Genomic DNA, 16,974 nt, shown 5'->3' with positions numbered 1-16,974 from the left:
GCGTTGAGTTTGCGGGTCAAACACCCTATTTCGGTGACACCACCGTGCAAAGGAAACATTCGTGGCGAACTACCTTTACAAGAACGACCTGCCCGACGGGCTGGACCTGGGCCCCGTCGTGGCCATCGATTGCGAAACCATGGGCCTGAACCCGCATCGCGACCGTCTGTGCGTGATCCAGATGTCGGGCGGCGACGGCCACAGCCACATCGTGCAGGTGGAAAAGGGTCAGACCGAGGCCCCGAACCTGTGCGCCATGCTGGAAAACCCCGAGGTGCTGAAACTGTTCCACTTCGGCCGCTTTGACATCGCCGCGCTGTACCACGCTTTCGGCGCGCTGGCGGCGCCGGTCTATTGCACCAAGATCGCCAGCCGCCTGGTGCGCACCTATACCGACCGGCACGGGTTGAAGAACCTGTGCCAAGAGCTGCTGGGCATCGACATTTCGAAACAACAGCAGATGAGCGACTGGGGTGCCGAGACCCTGACCGGGGCGCAGCTGGACTATGCCGCTTCGGACGTTCTGTACCTGCACCAGCTGCGCGCGGCGTTGGATGCGCGGCTCGAACGCGAGGGCCGGACCGAGATGGCGCAGGCCTGTTTCGACTTCCTGCCGATGCGCGCCAGGCTGGATCTGGCGGGCTGGCCCGAAACCGACATTTTTGCGCACTCATGACCGATACCGACTCCTTTTTGAAAACCGCCCGGCAGGTCGTCACCGACGAGGCCCGCGCGCTCGAGGTTCTGGCCGAAGGGCTGGATGACCGTTTCGCCGACGCGGTGCGGCTGATCCTGCAGGCCAAGGGCCGGCTGATCGTCAGCGGCATCGGCAAGTCGGGCCATATCGGGCACAAGATCGCGGCCACGTTGGCCAGCACCGGCACGCCCGCCTATTTCGTGCATCCGGCCGAGGCCAGCCACGGCGACTTGGGCATGGTGTCGAAGGATGACGTGGTGCTGGCGATATCGAATTCCGGCGAGGCGCCCGAGCTGGCCAACCTGCTGGCCTTTACCCGGCGGTTCGGGATTCCGCTGATCGGCCTGTCCAGCCGGCTGGACAGTACGCTGATGAAGCAGGCTGACGTGCATCTGCTGATCCCCGCGCTGGGCGAGGCTTGCGGATACGGCATGGTGCCCTCGATCTCGACCACGCTGACACTGGCTATGGGCGATGCGCTGGCGATCGCGTTAATGAAATACCGCGATTTCAAGCCCGAGGATTTCCGCGCCTTCCATCCCGGCGGCAAGCTGGGTGCGCAGCTGAGCGCGGTGCGCGACCTGATGCATGGCGGCGACGCACTGCCGCTGGTGTCGGCCGACACCCCGATGAGCGACGCGCTGATCGAGATCAGCCAGAAGGGCTTTGGCGTGGTCGGCGTGACCGATGCAGAGGGCACCCTGGTCGGCATCATCACCGACGGCGACCTGCGCCGGCATATGGACGGGTTGCTGAACAACACGGCGGCCCAGGTCATGACTGCCAACCCCACGACCATCGCGCCCGACGCGCTTGCCGAAGAGGCGGTGGCGATCATGAACGCGCGCAAGATCACCTCGTTGTTTGTAGTGGACCCGGAGCAGCCGCGCCGGGCGCAGGGGCTGTTGCACATCCACGACTGCCTGCGCGTCGGGCTGGGTTGAGTGAGGGCCGGGATGGATCGCTATTCGCGCATGGTGCAGTTCCTCAAGGTTCTGCTGCCGCTGGCGGCCATCCTGCTGCTGTCGATGGTGTTTCTGCTGTCGCGCAGCATCGAGACAAAGGTGGCGGTTCCGTTTTCGCAGCAGGATATCGACGAACGCCTGAACAATCAGCTTGTGACGCAGCCAATTTATCGCGGCGTCACCCGCAAGGGCGAGGATATTCAGGTGGAAGCCGTCCGCGCCAGCCGCGGGACCGCGGACGAGGCGCCCACGGCGGCCGAGTTCAAGGGGCAGCTTGGCCTGAACGGCGGCCGCGTCATCACCCTTGATTCCAACACCGGCCTGATCCGCCCCGACAAGGGCACGGCGACCTTCTCCGACGATGTGGTCATCACCACGACCGATGGTATCCGGGTCACGACCGATCTTCTGAACACCTCGCTAGACGAGATTCGAGGCGACACCCCAGGGCAGGTTGCAGGGACCGGGCCGATCGGCAACTTCACGGCCGGGCGGATGACCTTCGGTGCCGAAAATTCCGACGGCCCCGTCCATATTGTTTTTACAGACGGCGTGAAGCTGATATACGAGCCGAAAAAGACCGAAAGATAACCCGTGTTTGATTTTCGAATAGTTCCTTTGTGTGCCGCATTGGCCTTTGGGGTGGCCCCGGCGGGCGCCCAGGAAGCCCAGGTGGCGTTCGGGGCAGCCGCAGCAGACCCCAGCCTGCCGGTCGAGGTCACGTCGGAGACGCTCAAGGTCAACCAGGAGGACGGGTCGGCCGAGTTTCTGGGCAATGTCGTCGTCGTGCAGGGCCAGATGCGCCTGTCGGCCGATCGGGTTCTGGTGATCTACAACGAGGACCGCTCGGGGATCGAGCGCCTCGAGGCGTCCGACAACGTTCTGCTGGTCAGCCCACCGGATGCGGCCGAGGGGGATTGGGCGGAATACACGATCGACAGCGGGGTTGTCGTCATGACAGGCAACGTTCTGCTCAGCCAGGGGCCCAGCACGATCAGCGGCGATCGGATGGTCGCGAATCTGGCGGACGGAACCGCGACCATGACCGGCCGGGTCAAGACAATCCTCAAGTCGGGCGGTGATTGATGGCGGGGCCGAAACTGTCCGTTGCTGAAGGGGCGTCCGGGCTGAAGATCGACAAGCTGCGGAAATCCTATCGCAAGAAGACGGTGATCCGGGATGTGTCGATGACGCTGGACCGGTCCGAAGTCGTGGCGCTTCTGGGGCCGAATGGCTCGGGCAAGACCACGACCTTCTATTCCGTGGCCGGGCTGGTCTTCCCCGAGGCTGGCTCGGTGACGCTGGACGGTCAGAACGTCACAACGTTGCCGATGTATCGGCGGGCGCGGATGGGAATCGGCTATCTGCCGCAGGAGATGTCGATCTTCCGCGGTCTCAGCGTCGAGGACAACATCGCCGCGGTTCTGGATATCTCGGTCAAACATGCGCATCGGCGTAAGGAGCGGCTGGAGGAACTGCTGTCGGATTTTTCGATCGAGCACCTTCGGCGGGCGCCGGCGCTGGCCTTGTCGGGCGGCGAGCGGCGGCGGGTCGAAATCGCCCGCTGCCTGGCGGCCGATCCGAAATATCTGCTGCTGGATGAACCGTTTGCGGGGGTGGACCCAATAAGCGTAGGGGACATCCGCCATCTTGTGGCCGATCTGAAAAAGCGGGGAATCGGCGTGCTGATCACCGACCACAACGTACGCGAAACCCTGGAAATCGTGGATCGCGCCTATATCCTGCATGACGGGCAGGTTTTGATGTCGGGCACCCCGGACGAGGTCGTCGAGAACGAGAACGTGCGCCGCGTCTATTTGGGCGAAAACTTCAGAATTTCATAAACTTGTCGGATGACGGAGGGATTCCGCGACAGTTTTCTCGAATCTGTGCTCGTGTTTTGATTGACTCTGCTGCCGCCTGTTGGCTGAATTGGGATATGGCGCTTGCGTGGATTCAGTCTGGATCTCGATCCCCCTTCGTTGAAGGGCGCGATGATCGGCAACCCCGTACAGCGTCTCGACCCCCCACCCCATAACAACAAGCCTGCCGCATGATGCGGCGCAAACAGGGGTGTGAATTGTGAAGGAGATCACATGCGTTACCAAATCAGCGGCAAACAGATCGACATCGGTGCGGCCCTGCAGACCCACGTGCAGACCGAACTGGGCGAGGTTGTGGGCAAATATGCCCAGCGCGCAACGGACGCCAACGTCGTCTTTTCCCGTTCAGCGCATGAATATGTGTGTGAAACCACCGTGCATCTGTCCACCGGCCTGACGGCTCAGGCCAAGGCCCATGCCACCGAGATCTACGCGGCATTCGAGGCGTGCTGTGACAAGATGGAGAAGCAGTTGCGCCGCTACAAGCGCCGCCTGAAGGACCACCACCGCGAGCGGTCCGAGCCGGTTGAACTCTTCGGGGCGTCGTCCTATATCCTCGCCTCGAACGATTCGGAGCCGGAGCAGGAACCCGACTCCTTGCAGCCAATCATCGTTGCCGAGATGGAAACCAAGATCCCATCGCTCAGCGTTGGTGAGGCTGTCATGCAGATGGAACTCGCGGGCGCGCCGGTGCTGGTGTTCCGGAACGAAAACAAGGACGGATTGAATGTCGTATATCGTCGCGACGATGGAAACATCGGCTGGATCGATCCGTAACAGGCAAGGATGAAGGCACTGCCTCCGCACCGGCGGGGGCATTGTCGTGGAGCAAGATAATGGAGCTTTCGAGCATATTGAAGCCCGAAGCGGTGCGCGTGTTGTCCGCCGCATCCAGCAAGAAGCGACTGTTTCAGGAAATCGGGGAAGTCGCCGCCAGCGCCTTGGGGCTGGATGCTCAGACCGTGGTCGATAATCTGCTCGAGCGTGAGAGCCTCGGCCCGACCGGTGTCGGACACGGAGTGGCGCTGCCGCATGCCCGTCTGTCGGGCCTGGACGCCGTGGCGGGCGTGTTCGTGATGCTGGAAAAGCCGATCGACTTCGGTTCAGTCGACCGGCAGCCTGTGGATCTGGCCTTTGCCCTGTTTGCCCCCGAGGATGCCGGTGTCGAGCACCTCAAGGCGCTGGCCTTGGTTTCACGGACGCTGCGTGACACATCTGTCTGCAGCAAGCTGCGGGCCAATCCTGATCCGGTCAAGCTGTATGCGATTTTGACCACTGCGCAATCGGTGCAGGCGGCCTGACCCCGCTGACGTGGCGGTGTGGCCCTCGTGGGCTGACCGCGCGCGGCAAGGTCAGCCGCCGGTGCCCATTTCCAGAACCCACCAGAGCTTTCCGCCCTTTTCCTGGTGCCAGGCAAAGCCCATCTGCGTTGCCTTCGGATCCATTATGACCGACCGCGGGCCGGGCTCCTGCATCCAGGCGGCCAGGGTCTCGGTTTCGGTCTCGTAGGTCTCCGAGATGGCCTCGCCGCGAAACGTCCCAAGATAGCCGACGCGCACCGCGCGGTCCAGCGGCGAGGACCCGTCGGACCCAAAGTGCCAAGGGCGATTCTGGCGCGCCATGTCCTTGGCGTGGGTTGCGGCGGCCGCGTTCAGCTGAGCATTCAGTTGAACGGGCTGCAGGCCAGAGGCCTGGCGCAGCGCGTTGACGGAATCAAGCATGCGGAACTGCAGCTTCTCGGGGTTGCCGCGGATCTTGTAGGCCTTGGGCAGCGGTCGTCCGTCCGCCCCTAGCGACGAAGTGCCCGAAGTTTCAGTACATGCCGCAAGCGCGACAAGACAGATCAGCAGCAAGGAAAAGATACGCGTCATCATAGGCCCAGTTCGTTGTTCCGAAAAGGGATAGCCTGCGTGCGCGCATTGCGCAAAGGCCCAATTGCCGATGTTCGCGTATTTCTGCCGGTTTGATTTGCGACTGAAGCATTCTGGCAATAAACTGCCTGCGAATTTCAATACTGATTATCAAAGGACCTTTTGGCATGGCCAAGAAAAACATTCACCTGACTTCGCGCCGCGGGTTCCTGGCCGGGGGCACGTCCCTGTTGGCCAGCCCGGCGATCGCGCAGTTCATCCCCGGCGATCCACTGCGCCCCGCGCCCGAACCCGAACCGCCGGTCCGGCGCAATGTTTCCGGGTTTCGCGCCATGGAGTGGCAGCCCTATTTCTCGAACATCCGAAACGGGGCGATTCTGGTCGATACGGTTTCGCGCGCGTTGCACTACTGGTCCGAGGATCAGACGGTGTACAAGCTGTACCCGTCCTCCGTTCCGCTGACCGAGGAACTGACCCGCCGTGGCCGTACCAGCGTCATCCGCAAGGTTGTGGGGCCCAGTTGGTCGCCGACGCCTTCGATGAAGAAGAGAAACCCGGAATGGCCCGACTATATCCCGCCGGGACCTGACAACCCGCTGGGAACGCATGCTTTGTATCTGAGCTGGAAATATTACCGCATCCACGGCACCCACGACACGCGCAAGATCGGGCGGCGGTCGTCGAACGGGTGCATCGGCCTGTTCAACGAACATATCGCCGAATTGTACGCTTTGACCAAGGTCGGCACGCAAGTGTTGCTAATTTGACGACATTTTCGCGCGCCAACCCGCCGGTGGCACAAGTTGCAATTGCATTCTCGACGCTTTGCTGCTTAGAAAAAACCACGAGGTAAGTCATAGGTGCGGGGCTCCAGTATCCCGGGGCCACGCAAACTTTGGAGGTTAACATGAAGAAACTCGTTCTCGCTGCTGCTCTGACCGCTGCCGCTTCGACCGCATATGCCGGCAACCTGGAAGAGCCGGTTGTGGAAGCACCGGTTGTTGTCGAAGAAACCCAGGGCTCGTCGCAGGGCATCATCCTGCCGCTGATCCTGCTGGTCGTCGTCGCAGCAGCTGTTGCCGCAAGCTAAGTCCAGCGGACAAAGACAAAAAAGAAAGGCGGTGGATTTCCACCGCCTTTTTTCATGCGTTTTCCGAGGCCGGTTCAGTCCAGCCAGCCTTTCAGGTTGTCCGCGATCACTTTTCCCAAGGCCGCGATATGCGCGTCCTCGTCGTTCAGGCAGGGGATATAGGTGAAGGTCTCGCCGCCTGCCTCTTCAAAGCTCTCGCGGATCTCCTCGTTGATTTCTTCCAGCGTTTCGATGCAGTCCGACGAAAACGCCGGGGCAATGACGGCGATGTTCTTTTTGCCCTGCCGGGCCAGTTCCGCGACGTGGTCGACGGTGTAGGGCTTCAGCCATTCCTCGGGTCCGAATCGTGACTGGAAGGTGGTCACCAGTTGATCATCCGCCCAGCCTAGCCGCTCTTTCAGCAGTCGTGATGTCTTGGCACACTGGCAGTGGTACGGATCACCCTGCATCAGATAGCGTTCCGGCATGCCGTGATAGGAACACACCAGAACGTCCGGCTTGGTCTCCATGGCCGCATAGGCGCGCTCGACCGACTGCGCCAGGGCGTCGATATAGGCCGGCTCGTCGAAATAGGCCGGCACCGTGCGGCTGGCGGGCTGCCAGGCCTCCTCCATCAACGCGCGAAAGAACTGGTCGTTCGCGGTGGCGGTCGTGGCGCCCGCATATTGCGGATAGAGCGGGAAGAACAGGATGCGGTCGCAGCCCTCGGCCACCATCTGGCGGACCTTAGACTTGGTCGAGGGGTTTCCGTAGCGCATGCAGAAATCCACCATGACCTTGTCACCATAGCGGTCCTGCATCGCCGCGCGCAGCTTGGCGGTCTGGTCCTTGGTGATGGTCATCAGCGGGCTTTCGCCCTTGTCGTGGTTCCAGATCGATTTGTACGCCGCGCCCGAGCTGAAAGGACGTTTGGTCAGGATGATCGCCTGCAGAATCGGCTGCCATTTCCAGGCCGGATAGTCGATCACCCGACGGTCGGACAGGAACTCGTTCAGATAGCGGCGCATCGGCCAATAGCTGTAATCGTCCGGCGTGCCGAGATTGGCCAGCAGGATGCCGACACGGCCCATCTTGATCTTGGGGTGATCTGCGGGCGCGTGCGCGGGGCGGATGGCATCGAACATGGTGGCTTTCCTGAGTTTTTCCGTAAGTGCCTGAATTAATCGGATCGACCGCGGGGTCAATCGGACAGTTTGCCTTCTTTCGTGCCTAAGGCTTGGGCGAGGCTGACCTGGGCCGAACCGGGCCGCAGCGGCTTGGGCTGGCTGGCATCCGGTGCCCAGCCGGTTAGGCAGACCAGCTCGAAAGTTGCCGTCAGGCGCCCGTCGGGGGCGGTGAAGCTTTCGGCATAGATCTGCTGTGCGCGTTGAAACACGGTCCGGCGCGTGGGGTATTTCAACCGTTCGGTCATCGCGTTGGCCTCGCCCATGGCGCGCAGGTCGGCCATCAGGTGCCACAGGTCGCGGTAGGTCGCCGTTAGCGGCACCCGGTCGGCCACGGGCAGGGCCAGCCCGGCGCGTTGCAGCAGGGCACCAAGGTCGCGCAGTTCTGCCATCGGCGCGACACGGGGGCTGAGCCCGCCGGTCACCTCAATCTCGGCCTGACCCAGCGCTGCCCGCAATTCGTGCAGCGTCTCGCCGCCCAGACAGACCACCAGCAACAGCCCGTCCGGTTTCAGGGCGCGGGCGCATTGGATCAGCTGTCCAACCGGGTCATTGGCCCAATGCAAAGCCATGGCGTGGATCACCAGATCATGCGCGCCCGAGGACAGGTCCAGCACCTCGTCATCAGGCACGATGCGCGCGCCGTTCAGAACGCCTGCCCATACCTGGGCAAAAGGGGTTACGATCGCGGGCGCCGTAAAGGTTTTATTAACCACGGCAAGGCGATCCTGCACCTCGTCGACGGCGGCGCGGTGCAGGAACAGGGCGTCGTCCCGGGCCCGGGCGCGATGCGCGGCCAGGGCGGATCGGTCAAACAATGAGGGTGTCTTGGCTGCGGATGGGTCCATAGGGCGCAGTTATCGCATATGGCAGCGGATTCAAACCGCCATCGAGGTCGTGTACCCACCGCGCTGCATCGGTTGCGGCGCGATGACCGAGTCGGATTTCGGGCTGTGTGGGCCATGCTGGCGCGAGACGCCGTTCATCGGGGGGATGGTTTGTGCCAGCTGCGGCGTCCCGTTGCCGGGCGAGGACGAAGGCCTCCGGGTCGAGTGTGATCACTGCATGCGCCAGCCGCCGCCCTGGTCCGAGGGGCGCGCCGCGCTGCTGTACGCTAGCAAGGCGCGGGCGCTGGTTTTGGCACTGAAACATGGCGACCGGACGGAACTCGCCAGACCCGCGGCGCAATGGATGGCCGGGGCCGGGCGGGCCTTGGTCCGGCCGGGCATGCTGATTGCGCCGGTACCACTGCACTGGTCGCGCCTGTTGAAGCGTCGGTACAACCAGTCGGCGCTGCTGGCGCAGCATCTGGGCAAGACGGTCGGGCTGCCGGTTTGCCCTGACCTGCTGTTACGCAGCCGGCGCACCCCTGCGCTGGAAGGGAAAACGGCCGCCGAGCGGGCCGAAACGCTGCGCGATGCGATCACCGTGCATCCGAGGCGGGCGGACCGCCTGAAAGGGCGCCACGTGCTGCTGGTCGATGACGTGATGACATCGGGCGCGACCTTGGCGGCCTGCGCCCGCGCCTGCCGGGTGGCCGGGGCGGATGATATTTCCGTGTTGGTACTGGCGCGCGTTGCCAAGGATGCCTAATTCCCCCTAGATTGCGCGAAATCCAAGGGAACGGACCATGAAACCGGTTGTCATCTATACATCGCCGCTGTGCGGCTTTTGCCACGCGGCCAAACGGCTGTTGAATCAGAAAGGCGTCGCCTATGAGGAGATCGACGTTCTGATGAACCCCAAACGCAAGCCCGAGATGATCCAGCGGGCGGGCGGACGGCGCACGGTGCCGCAGATCTTCATTGGTGACACCCATGTCGGTGGCTGCGACGACCTGTACGAACTCGAACAGGCCGGCAAGCTGGACCCGCTGTTGGCCGCCTGATGAAAACCGCCCTGCTGCAGATCACCTCGTCGGACGACCCGGCCGCGAACCTGGACATGGTGCGTGCCATGATGGCCGAGGCCGCGGACCGGGGCGCGCGGTTCATCCTGACGCCCGAGGTCACCAACTGCGTTTCGACCAGCGCAACGCGCCAGCGCGAGGTGCTGCAGCACAAAGAAGACGACATCACCCTGGCGGGCCTGCGCGAACAGGCGGCGGAATTGGGCGTATGGCTGCTGATCGGATCGCTGGGGCTGAAGACACATGACGCCGACGGGCGGTTCGCCAACCGGTCCTTCATGATCGACCCGCAGGGCGGGATCGTGGCGCGCTATGACAAGATCCACATGTTCGACGTGCAGGTCACCGAGACTGAGACCTTTCGCGAATCGGCCAGCTATCGCCCCGGGTCGCGGGCGGTGATCGCCGAGACCGCTTTCGGCAAGGTCGGCATGACCATCTGCTATGACATCCGGTTCCCGCATCTGCACGCCGCGCTGGCACAGGGCGGGGCCACGATCCTGACGGTTCCGGCGGCGTTCTCTCCGGTGACCGGCGCGGCCCATTGGGAACCGCTGCTGCGCGCCCGCGCCATCGAGACCGGCTGTTGGGTCATTGCCCCCGCGCAGACCGGAGAACACCCCAAAACCCGGGGCAAAACGCGCCATACCCACGGGCACAGCATGGTCGTATCGCCCTGGGGCGAGGTGCTGATCGACGCAGGCACTCAGACCGGCATTCACTTTTTTGATCTGGATGATAGGTCTGTTACAGAGGCACGGCGGCGCGTGCCGTCCCTGACACATGTTCGCCCGTTCGACGGGCCCTGATCCAGAGCCGGGTAATGACTGACGAAACCAACGCCCTGGCGGTCGCGCTGTTCAGCGAGATCCTGACTGCGGACCAATTGCTGCGGAACCGGCTGAGCCGGGTTCTGCCCAAGGGAATGGAAATCTCGCATTTCTCGGTGCTGAACCACCTGGTGTTCGTGGGGGGCGAGCGGACGCCTGCCCAACTGGCCCGCACATTCCATGTGACCCGTGGGGCGATGACCAACACCTTGGCCAAACTGGAATGGGCCGGATACATCCACATCCGCCCCGATTGGGACGATGCCCGCCGCAAGATGGTGGCGATCAGCCCCGCAGGCCGACGGGCGCGTGATCAGGCGATCTCGGCTATCGCACCTCTGATCAACCGGGTTGTGGGCGAGCTGGGCCTTGAGCGTGTGCGCGCGACCCTGCCGGTTCTGCGCGACCTGCGCATGAAACTGGAAGAGGAATAGGCCTCAGCCCGGTTTCACGCTGGCGGTGACGTAGTTCACGCTCAGATCCCGGTCCGAGATCGACCAGCTCCAGGTGATCGGGTTGAACACGAACCCCTTGCGGTCCACCGGGTCCAGACCAGCCTGGCGCAGCAGATCGAACAGCTCGTCCGGGGTGATGAACTTGGACCATTCATGCGTGCCGCGCGGCAGCCAGCGCATGACGACCTCGGCCCCGAAAATCGCCATCGCATAGGATTTCGGGTTGCGGTTGATGGTGGAACAGATTTCCAGCCCGCCGGGTTTCAGCAGCTGTTGCGTGGCGGTCAGATAGGCCAGCGGATCGGCCACATGCTCGACCACCTCCATGTTCAGGACCACGTCGAACTGTTCGCCCGCGTCGGCCAATGCCTCGGCGGTGGTGTGGCGATAGTCGATCTGCAGGCCGGATTGTTCGGCATGGATTCGGGCCACGGGCAGGTTGCGCTCGGCCGCGTCGGCGCCTACGACATCGGCGCCCAGCCGCGCCATCGGCTCGCTCAGCAGCCCGCCGCCGCAGCCGATATCCAGCAAGCGCAGGCCCTCGAACGGTTTCGCTGCCGTCAGGTCCCGGTCGAATTCGCCCGCGATCTGCTGTGTGATATAGTCCAGGCGGCACGGATTCAGCATGTGCAGAGGTTTGAATTTCCCGTGCGGGTCCCACCATTCGGCGGCCATGGCCTCGAATTTTGCGATCTCGGACGGGTCAACCGTGTTCGGATGCGCTTGCATTCCTGTCTCCGTGTGCTCTTTTACGCTGAAGGACTATATAGGGCCATAATGGACAAATACCCGGACCAAAAGCGCGCAGTGCAATATCTTTACCCGCCGGTCGATCCGTTCGACCAGCGCGTGGTGGATATGGGCGACGGGCACCGCATCTATGTGGAACAATGCGGAAATCCCGACGGGATTCCCGTGGTGGTTCTGCATGGGGGCCCCGGCGGCGGCTGCAGCCCGGCCATGCGGCGCTATTTCGACCCCGAGGTCTACCGGGTGATTCTGTTCGACCAGCGCGGCTGCGGCCGGTCGCGGCCCACGGCCTCGGTCGATAACAACACAACCTGGCACCTGGTGGCCGATATCGAGCGTCTGCGGAAACTGTTCGAGATCGACGACTGGATCGTATTCGGTGGCAGCTGGGGCGCCACGCTGGCGCTGGTCTATGCTCAAACCCATCCCGACCGGGTGACCCGCCTGGTTCTGCGCGGCGTGTTTCTGGCCACGCAGGCGGAACTCGACTGGTTCTATGGCGGCGGAGCCGGCAAGTTCTGGCCCGAACAATGGGCGCGCTTCACCTCGCTGCTGCGCGACTCGGAGCTGTCCGACACCATCGGCGCCTACAACAAGCGGCTGTTTTCGGGCGATCGGGCGACCGAGATACTGTACGCCCGCGCCTGGTCGCATTGGGAAAACGCGCTGGCCTCGATCCACACGAACGGGGCCGTCGGTGAAAGCCCCGGCGAATATGCCCGCACATTCGCGCGGCTCGAGAATCACTATTTCATCAACAAGGCGTTTCTGGAACATGACGGTCAGATTTTGGATCAGATGGACCGGATCGCGCATATTCCCGGCCATATCGTGCAGGGCCGTTACGATATGATCTGCCCCCCGCAGGCGGCCTGGAGCCTGGCCGAGAAATGGCCCGAGGCAGAGCTGAAGATGGTGCGGCAGGCTGGTCACGCCCTGTCGGAACCCGGGATCAGCGCCGAACTGGTGCGCATCATGGACCGAGCCGCGCAGGAGGTGGCATGACCCGCATCGACCGCCGTGCTCTGTTCACTTCGGGTGCCGCCGCAGCCCTGCTGGCCGCGACGGGGGCCTCGCTGGCGGATACGCCGAAATTGGGCGGCGTGCTGCGCATCGCCGTGCCGCGTGACGACAGCCTGGACCGGCTGGCCCGGGGTGCGGTGTTCGACACCCTGACCGAGATCGCGCCGGACGGCACTCTGCGCGGCGAGTTGGCAACCGCTTGGCAGACCGATTCCGAGGTCCGGGTCTGGACGTTCGACCTGCGTGCGGATGCGGTGTTTCACGACGGTGCGGCACTTACGGCCGAGGATGTTCTTGCGGTCCTGTCCGAGGTCGGGCGCACCGAAGCCCTGGCGCCGGACCGCATCCAGATCGAACTGGCCAAGGCCAACCCCGGCCTGCCCTTCCTGCTGGCCGATACCCGGTTTGTCATCACCCGCGACGGGCAGAGCGTTTCGCCGCTGCAGCAGGCGAACGGCACCGGGTGTTACCGGGTCGAACGCGCCGAAGACGGGCGCCATTTCCGCGGGCGCCGGGTAGATAGCCACTACAAGGATGGTCATGCCGGCTGGCTGGAGGCGGTCGACATCATCGTGATCCCAGACCCGGCCGTGCGCGCCGAGGCGCTGCGCGACCGTTATGTGGACGTGTCGGTGCTGCCGGCGGCGCAAGGGCTGCGTGGTTTGGGTGATGTGCGGTTCTTCCCCAGCGAATCGGAAATGTCGCTGGCAATCTCCGGCTCCGTAGGCCTGCCGCGCCGGATCGGGCGGGGCGCGCCATTGGACGATGGGCGAATCGCGGAACGCTGGTGGATAGCCTGAACCCGGCCTGAAAACCGACGCCGATTGTCGGTTGGTTGACGGCAGGGGTTGCAGACTCGGGTCGTCCTGCGTATATGCAGTTGCAACAGCGGCGTGTCGGACTTCTGGTCCGAGGCTCCACCGGAAAATTCGACGGGCCGCGCGCCCGTTTTTTTGTGCCCGATCGAAGGGTAGAGCACCATATGACAAACGACCTGATAGCCAAGGCGGCGATCGACCGACGATTGGCCGAGATCATAACTCCGGTGATCGAGGATCTGGGGTATGAGTTGGTCCGCATCCGCCTGATGAGCGGCAAGCAGACCACGCTGCAGATCATGGCCGACAAGCCCGATGGTGGCATCGAGGTGGATGATTGCGCCGAGATCTCGAACGCGGTCAGCGCCACGCTGGATGTCGAGGACCCGATCCTTGACGCCTACACGCTCGAGGTGTCCAGCCCCGGCATCGACCGCCCGCTGACGCGGCTGAAGGATTTCGAGACGTTCGAGGGCTACGAGGCCAAGCTGGAAACCACCGAACTGATCGACGGTCGCCGCCGCTTCAAGGGGGAACTGGCCGGCGTCGAGGGGGACGAGGTTCTGATCAACATCCCCAACGGCGAAGAGACCGTCACCATCGGTCTTCAATTCGACTGGCTGAGCGATGCCAAGCTGGTTCTGACCGATGACCTGATCAAGGAAATGCTGCGCCAGCGCAAGGATGCCGGCGCCCTGAACGAAAACGCTTTCGACGAGATTGAGACCGAAGGGTCCGAAGAGGAGACGAACTGATGGCAATCACCTCAGCAAACCAGCTTGAGCTGTTGCAGACCGCCGAGGCCGTGGCCCGCGAAAAGATGATCGACCCCGGTCTGGTCGTCGAAGCGATGGAGGAATCGCTCGCCCGCGCCGCCAAGAGCCGATACGGTGCCGAGATGGACATCCGCGTGTCGATCGACCGCAAGACCGGCAAGGCGACTTTTACCCGCGTCCGCACCGTGGTCGATGAGGAAGAGCTTGAGAATTATCAGGCCGAGATGACCGTCGATCAGGCGCGCGCCTATTTCGAGCCCAGCAAGGATGGCCGCGCGGTCTGGCTGCGCGACGGACAGCCGATCGAGGATTTCTCGACCGGTCCGCAGGTGGGCGACGTGTTCCAGGAAGAGGTTCCGCCCGTGGAAATGGGCCGGATCGCCGCGCAGTCGGCCAAACAGGTCATCCTGCAGAAGGTCCGTGAGGCCGAGCGCGACCGCCAGTACGAAGACTTCAAGGATCGTGTCGGCACCATCATCAACGGCGCCGTCAAGCGCGAGGAATTCGGCAACGTGATCGTCGATCTGGGCGGGGCCGAGGCGGTTCTGCGCCGCAACGACAAGATCGGTCGCGAAAGCTATCGCCCCAATGACCGGGTGCGCGCCTACATCAAGGAGGTCCGTCGCGAACCGCGCGGTCACCAGATCTTCCTGTCGCGCACCGCGCCCGAGTTCATGGCCGAGCTGTTCAAGATGGAAGTGCCGGAAATCTATGACGGCATCATCGAGATCAAGGCCGTGGCCCGCGACCCCGGATCGCGCGCCAAGATCGCCGTGATCTCGTATGACAATTCCATCGACCCTGTCGGTGCCTGCGTCGGTATGCGCGGCAGCCGCGTGCAGGCCGTCGTGAACGAGCTGCAGGGCGAAAAGATCGACATCATTCCGTGGAACGAGGATCAGCCGACCTTCCTGGTGAACGCGCTGCAGCCGGCCGAGGTTTCCAAGGTGGTTCTGGACGAGGAAGCCGGCAAGATCGAGGTCGTCGTACCTGAGGAACAGCTGTCTCTGGCGATCGGCCGGCGTGGTCAGAACGTGCGACTGGCCAGCCAGCTGACCGGCCTGGACATCGACATCATGACCGAGGCCGAGGAATCGGCCCGCCGCCAGAAGGAGTTCGAGACGCGGACCAAGCTGTTCATGGACAGCCTCGACCTGGACGAATTCTTTGCCCAACTTCTGGTTTCGGAAGGCTTCACCAACCTCGAAGAGGTCGCCTATGTCGAACTGGACGAGCTGCTGGTGATCGACGGCGTCGATGAAGGCACCGCGCATGAGCTGCAGGCACGCGCCCGCGACGTTATCGAGGCCCAGGCCAAGGCGGCGCTGGACAACGCCCGCGCGCTGGGCGCCGAGGACAGCCTCATTGAATTCGAAGGCCTGACACCCCAGATGGTTGAGGCACTGGCCAAGGACGGCGTGAAAACGCTCGAGGACTTCGCCACCTGCGCCGATTGGGAACTGGCCGGCGGCTGGACCACGGTTGATGGCCAGCGGGTCAAAGATGACGGTATCTTGGAACCCTTCGGCGTGTCGCTGGAAGAGGCGCAGGATCTGGTCATGACCGCGCGGGTCATGCTGGGCTGGGTCGATCCCGCCGAGCTGGAGCAGACCGAGGAAGACGCTGAGGGCGAAACGGTGGAAGAGGAGGCCGAGGCCTGATCTCGGGCCTCGGATGACGTGAATGAGTCGCGGTGGCGTCCATAAAGATCGGTCCGACGGGCCAGAGCGGAAATGCATCGCCACGGGCGAGGTGCAGCCGAAATTCGGCCTGATCCGCTTTGTAACCGGCCCGGACGGTCAGGTGTTTCCGGACGTCGCGGCAAAACTGCCGGGGCGTGGGGTCTATGTCTCGGCAGACCGCAAGGCGCTGGATACGGCTGTCGGCAAGAAGCTGTTCGCGCGCGGGTTCAAGGCGCAGGTCACCGTGCCGCAGAACCTGGTGGACGAGGTCGAACGACAATTGTCGCGCCGGGTGGTCGAGCTGATCAGTCTGGCGCGCAAGTCGGGTGACGCGGTCGCGGGCTATGAAAAGGTCAAGACCTGGCTGGACCGGGAACAGGCCTGGGTGCTGATCCAGGCGGTTGACGGGTCGGGGCGCGGCAAGTCCAAGCTGAGCACGCCGCATTTCGGCAAATACATCGGCTGGCTGACCGCGGACGAGCTTGGACAGGCATTTGGGCGCCAAACGGTGATTCATGCGGCGCTCGCCTCTGGCGGACTCGCCAAACGTGTTGTAGAGGAAGCGCAGCGCCTGCGTGGCTTGCGCGAAACGGATGACGGCGGCAAGAGCCGCGCGGAAGGGTAAGAAGCTTTATGAGCGATAGTGACGGCAAAAAGACATTGGGTCTGCGTGGCGGGGCACGCCCCGGGAACGTGAAACAGAGTTTCAGCCACGGACGGACCAAGAATGTCGTGGTGGAAACCAAACGCAAACGCGTGGTGGTTCCCAAGCCGGGAGCGACCAAACCCAGCGGCGGCGCTGCGCCGGCGGGTGATCCTTCGCGTCGGCCGGCCGGGATTTCCGACGCCGAAATGGCGCGGCGCCTGAAGGCGTTGCAGGCCGCAAAGGCACGCGAGGCCGAAGAGGCCGCCAAGCGTGAGGCCGAAGAAAAGGCGCGCGCCGAAGAGCGCGAGCGCCGTCGCGCCGAACAGGAGGCCAAGGAGCGCGAACAGCGCGAGGCCGAAGAAAAAGCGCGCCAGAAGGCGGAAGAAGAAGAGCGCCAGCGCAAAGAGGCCGAGACG

The 16,974-nt window shown here is 63.4% G+C and carries 23 protein-coding genes; 19 read left to right on the top strand and 4 right to left on the bottom strand.

Going from position 1 to position 16,974, the window contains the following annotated elements; all coding sequences use genetic code 11:
• Positions 1-61: 61 nt before the first annotated feature.
• The 7 genes from AC2FM3_RS08065 to ptsN all read left to right on the top strand — a co-directional run bounded on the left by AC2FM3_RS08065 (position 62) and on the right by ptsN (position 4,846).
• On the top strand, positions 62-676 hold the full coding sequence (locus AC2FM3_RS08065) for a ribonuclease D (protein ID WP_496680484.1): 615 nt from the start codon (positions 62-64) through the stop codon (positions 674-676).
• Entirely contained in the window at positions 673-1,641 is a 969-nt protein-coding gene (locus AC2FM3_RS08060; RefSeq protein WP_496680482.1) for a KpsF/GutQ family sugar-phosphate isomerase, read from the top strand. The genes AC2FM3_RS08065 and AC2FM3_RS08060 overlap by 4 nt, the downstream gene beginning before the upstream one ends.
• A gap of 12 nt (positions 1,642-1,653) precedes the next feature.
• Entirely contained in the window at positions 1,654-2,253 is a 600-nt protein-coding gene (gene lptC / locus AC2FM3_RS08055; RefSeq protein ID WP_496680480.1) for an LPS export ABC transporter periplasmic protein LptC, read from the top strand.
• A gap of 3 nt (positions 2,254-2,256) precedes the next feature.
• Positions 2,257-2,748 (top strand): LptA/OstA family protein, encoded by a 492-nt coding sequence (locus tag AC2FM3_RS08050; RefSeq protein WP_496680479.1) that lies wholly within the window; start codon positions 2,257-2,259, stop codon positions 2,746-2,748.
• On the top strand, positions 2,748-3,506 hold the full coding sequence (gene lptB / locus AC2FM3_RS08045; RefSeq protein ID WP_496680478.1) for an LPS export ABC transporter ATP-binding protein: 759 nt from the start codon (positions 2,748-2,750) through the stop codon (positions 3,504-3,506). Before AC2FM3_RS08050 ends, lptB begins: the two co-directional genes overlap by 1 nt.
• 252 nt (positions 3,507-3,758) lie before the next feature.
• Entirely contained in the window at positions 3,759-4,322 is a 564-nt protein-coding gene (gene hpf, locus AC2FM3_RS08040; protein WP_496680477.1) for a ribosome hibernation-promoting factor, HPF/YfiA family, read from the top strand.
• A gap of 59 nt (positions 4,323-4,381) precedes the next feature.
• Complete coding sequence (ptsN, locus tag AC2FM3_RS08035) at positions 4,382-4,846, top strand: PTS IIA-like nitrogen regulatory protein PtsN (RefSeq protein WP_496680476.1); 465 nt, start codon at positions 4,382-4,384, stop codon at positions 4,844-4,846.
• 51 nt (positions 4,847-4,897) lie between these two features.
• Here the strand turns inward: ptsN and dalA are convergent, their stop codons facing one another.
• A complete protein-coding gene (gene dalA, locus AC2FM3_RS08030) occupies positions 4,898-5,416 on the bottom strand; it encodes a divisome-associated lipoprotein DalA (protein WP_496680474.1) in 519 nt (172 codons plus the stop codon).
• A gap of 167 nt (positions 5,417-5,583) precedes the next feature.
• Between dalA and AC2FM3_RS08025 the strand changes: the two genes are divergently transcribed.
• Entirely contained in the window at positions 5,584-6,183 is a 600-nt protein-coding gene (locus tag AC2FM3_RS08025) for a L,D-transpeptidase (RefSeq protein ID WP_496680473.1), read from the top strand.
• Positions 6,184-6,323: 140 nt separating this feature from the next.
• On the top strand, positions 6,324-6,506 hold the full coding sequence (locus tag AC2FM3_RS08020) for a hypothetical protein (RefSeq protein WP_010442520.1): 183 nt from the start codon (positions 6,324-6,326) through the stop codon (positions 6,504-6,506).
• 74 nt (positions 6,507-6,580) lie between these two features.
• On the opposite strand, the gene hemH is transcribed toward AC2FM3_RS08020, so the two are convergent.
• Positions 6,581-7,630 carry a ferrochelatase gene (hemH, locus tag AC2FM3_RS08015; RefSeq protein WP_496680472.1) on the bottom strand — a complete coding sequence of 350 codons (1,050 nt, stop codon included), beginning with the start codon at positions 7,628-7,630 and terminating at the stop codon, positions 6,581-6,583.
• A gap of 56 nt (positions 7,631-7,686) precedes the next feature.
• On the bottom strand, positions 7,687-8,517 hold the full coding sequence (locus tag AC2FM3_RS08010; RefSeq protein WP_496680471.1) for a methyltransferase domain-containing protein: 831 nt from the start codon (positions 8,515-8,517) through the stop codon (positions 7,687-7,689).
• On the opposite strand from AC2FM3_RS08010, the gene AC2FM3_RS08005 reads away from it, so the two are divergent.
• From AC2FM3_RS08005 to AC2FM3_RS07990, 4 genes are read left to right on the top strand one after another with little or no spacing between them, the layout of a single operon-like run.
• Entirely contained in the window at positions 8,498-9,262 is a 765-nt protein-coding gene (locus tag AC2FM3_RS08005) for a double zinc ribbon domain-containing protein (RefSeq protein WP_496680469.1), read from the top strand. The two genes, AC2FM3_RS08010 and AC2FM3_RS08005, sit on opposite strands and share 20 nt — an antisense overlap.
• Positions 9,263-9,299: 37 nt before the next feature.
• Complete coding sequence (grxC, locus tag AC2FM3_RS08000) at positions 9,300-9,557, top strand: glutaredoxin 3 (RefSeq protein WP_005979317.1); 258 nt, start codon at positions 9,300-9,302, stop codon at positions 9,555-9,557.
• Positions 9,557-10,387, top strand: coding sequence for a carbon-nitrogen hydrolase family protein (locus AC2FM3_RS07995; RefSeq protein ID WP_496680468.1), 831 nt, complete (start codon positions 9,557-9,559; stop codon positions 10,385-10,387). Before grxC ends, AC2FM3_RS07995 begins: the two co-directional genes overlap by 1 nt.
• A 14-nt stretch (positions 10,388-10,401) precedes the next feature.
• On the top strand, positions 10,402-10,842 hold the full coding sequence (locus AC2FM3_RS07990; protein WP_093963629.1) for a MarR family winged helix-turn-helix transcriptional regulator: 441 nt from the start codon (positions 10,402-10,404) through the stop codon (positions 10,840-10,842).
• A 3-nt stretch (positions 10,843-10,845) separates the two neighbouring features.
• Here AC2FM3_RS07990 and ubiG read toward each other — a convergent pair whose 3' ends face one another.
• Entirely contained in the window at positions 10,846-11,592 is a 747-nt protein-coding gene (gene ubiG, locus AC2FM3_RS07985) for a bifunctional 2-polyprenyl-6-hydroxyphenol methylase/3-demethylubiquinol 3-O-methyltransferase UbiG (protein WP_093963628.1), read from the bottom strand.
• A 48-nt stretch (positions 11,593-11,640) separates the two neighbouring features.
• Between ubiG and pip the strand changes: the two genes are divergently transcribed.
• The 6 genes from pip to AC2FM3_RS07955 form a co-directional block, all read left to right on the top strand.
• Positions 11,641-12,618 (top strand): prolyl aminopeptidase, encoded by a 978-nt coding sequence (gene pip, locus AC2FM3_RS07980; protein ID WP_496680466.1) that lies wholly within the window; start codon positions 11,641-11,643, stop codon positions 12,616-12,618.
• Positions 12,615-13,436 carry an ABC transporter substrate-binding protein gene (locus tag AC2FM3_RS07975; RefSeq protein ID WP_496680465.1) on the top strand — a complete coding sequence of 274 codons (822 nt, stop codon included), beginning with the start codon at positions 12,615-12,617 and terminating at the stop codon, positions 13,434-13,436. Before pip ends, AC2FM3_RS07975 begins: the two co-directional genes overlap by 4 nt.
• A 182-nt stretch (positions 13,437-13,618) precedes the next feature.
• Entirely contained in the window at positions 13,619-14,209 is a 591-nt protein-coding gene (gene rimP, locus AC2FM3_RS07970) for a ribosome maturation factor RimP (protein WP_149775996.1), read from the top strand.
• Positions 14,209-15,891, top strand: coding sequence for a transcription termination factor NusA (gene nusA / locus AC2FM3_RS07965; RefSeq protein WP_496680464.1), 1,683 nt, complete (start codon positions 14,209-14,211; stop codon positions 15,889-15,891). Before rimP ends, nusA begins: the two co-directional genes overlap by 1 nt.
• Before the next feature lie 22 nt (positions 15,892-15,913).
• Entirely contained in the window at positions 15,914-16,537 is a 624-nt protein-coding gene (locus AC2FM3_RS07960) for an RNA-binding protein (RefSeq protein WP_496680463.1), read from the top strand.
• 8 nt (positions 16,538-16,545) lie between these two features.
• The coding region (locus AC2FM3_RS07955) for a translation initiation factor IF-2 associated domain-containing protein (RefSeq protein ID WP_496680461.1) at positions 16,546-16,974 on the top strand (429 nt) is incomplete at its 3' end.

Source organism: Ruegeria sp. BHSB172, from assembly GCF_059613165.1.
The sequence above is the reverse complement of the archived record's forward strand: the minus strand, read 5'-3'. Positions and strand labels throughout refer to the sequence as shown.

Excerpts from the sequence above, each read along its gene's own strand:
- AC2FM3_RS08060 (WP_496680482.1), top strand. The coding sequence starts at position 673 with ATGACCGATACCGACTCCTTTTTGAAAACCGCCCGGCAGGTCGTCACC.
- lptC (WP_496680480.1), top strand. The coding sequence starts at position 1,654 with ATGGATCGCTATTCGCGCATGGTGCAGTTCCTCAAGGTTCTGCTGCCG.
- lptB (WP_496680478.1), top strand. The coding sequence starts at position 2,748 with ATGGCGGGGCCGAAACTGTCCGTTGCTGAAGGGGCGTCCGGGCTGAAG.
- hpf (WP_496680477.1), top strand. The coding sequence starts at position 3,759 with ATGCGTTACCAAATCAGCGGCAAACAGATCGACATCGGTGCGGCCCTG.
- ptsN (WP_496680476.1), top strand. The coding sequence starts at position 4,382 with ATGGAGCTTTCGAGCATATTGAAGCCCGAAGCGGTGCGCGTGTTGTCC.
- dalA (WP_496680474.1), bottom strand. The coding sequence starts at position 5,416 with ATGACGCGTATCTTTTCCTTGCTGCTGATCTGTCTTGTCGCGCTTGCG.
- AC2FM3_RS08025 (WP_496680473.1), top strand. The coding sequence starts at position 5,584 with ATGGCCAAGAAAAACATTCACCTGACTTCGCGCCGCGGGTTCCTGGCC.
- AC2FM3_RS08020 (WP_010442520.1), top strand. The coding sequence starts at position 6,324 with ATGAAGAAACTCGTTCTCGCTGCTGCTCTGACCGCTGCCGCTTCGACC.
- hemH (WP_496680472.1), bottom strand. The coding sequence starts at position 7,630 with ATGTTCGATGCCATCCGCCCCGCGCACGCGCCCGCAGATCACCCCAAG.
- AC2FM3_RS08010 (WP_496680471.1), bottom strand. The coding sequence starts at position 8,517 with ATGGACCCATCCGCAGCCAAGACACCCTCATTGTTTGACCGATCCGCC.
- grxC (WP_005979317.1), top strand. The coding sequence starts at position 9,300 with ATGAAACCGGTTGTCATCTATACATCGCCGCTGTGCGGCTTTTGCCAC.
- AC2FM3_RS07995 (WP_496680468.1), top strand. The coding sequence starts at position 9,557 with ATGAAAACCGCCCTGCTGCAGATCACCTCGTCGGACGACCCGGCCGCG.
- AC2FM3_RS07990 (WP_093963629.1), top strand. The coding sequence starts at position 10,402 with ATGACTGACGAAACCAACGCCCTGGCGGTCGCGCTGTTCAGCGAGATC.
- ubiG (WP_093963628.1), bottom strand. The coding sequence starts at position 11,592 with ATGCAAGCGCATCCGAACACGGTTGACCCGTCCGAGATCGCAAAATTC.
- pip (WP_496680466.1), top strand. The coding sequence starts at position 11,641 with ATGGACAAATACCCGGACCAAAAGCGCGCAGTGCAATATCTTTACCCG.
- AC2FM3_RS07975 (WP_496680465.1), top strand. The coding sequence starts at position 12,615 with ATGACCCGCATCGACCGCCGTGCTCTGTTCACTTCGGGTGCCGCCGCA.
- rimP (WP_149775996.1), top strand. The coding sequence starts at position 13,619 with ATGACAAACGACCTGATAGCCAAGGCGGCGATCGACCGACGATTGGCC.
- nusA (WP_496680464.1), top strand. The coding sequence starts at position 14,209 with ATGGCAATCACCTCAGCAAACCAGCTTGAGCTGTTGCAGACCGCCGAG.
- AC2FM3_RS07960 (WP_496680463.1), top strand. The coding sequence starts at position 15,914 with ATGAGTCGCGGTGGCGTCCATAAAGATCGGTCCGACGGGCCAGAGCGG.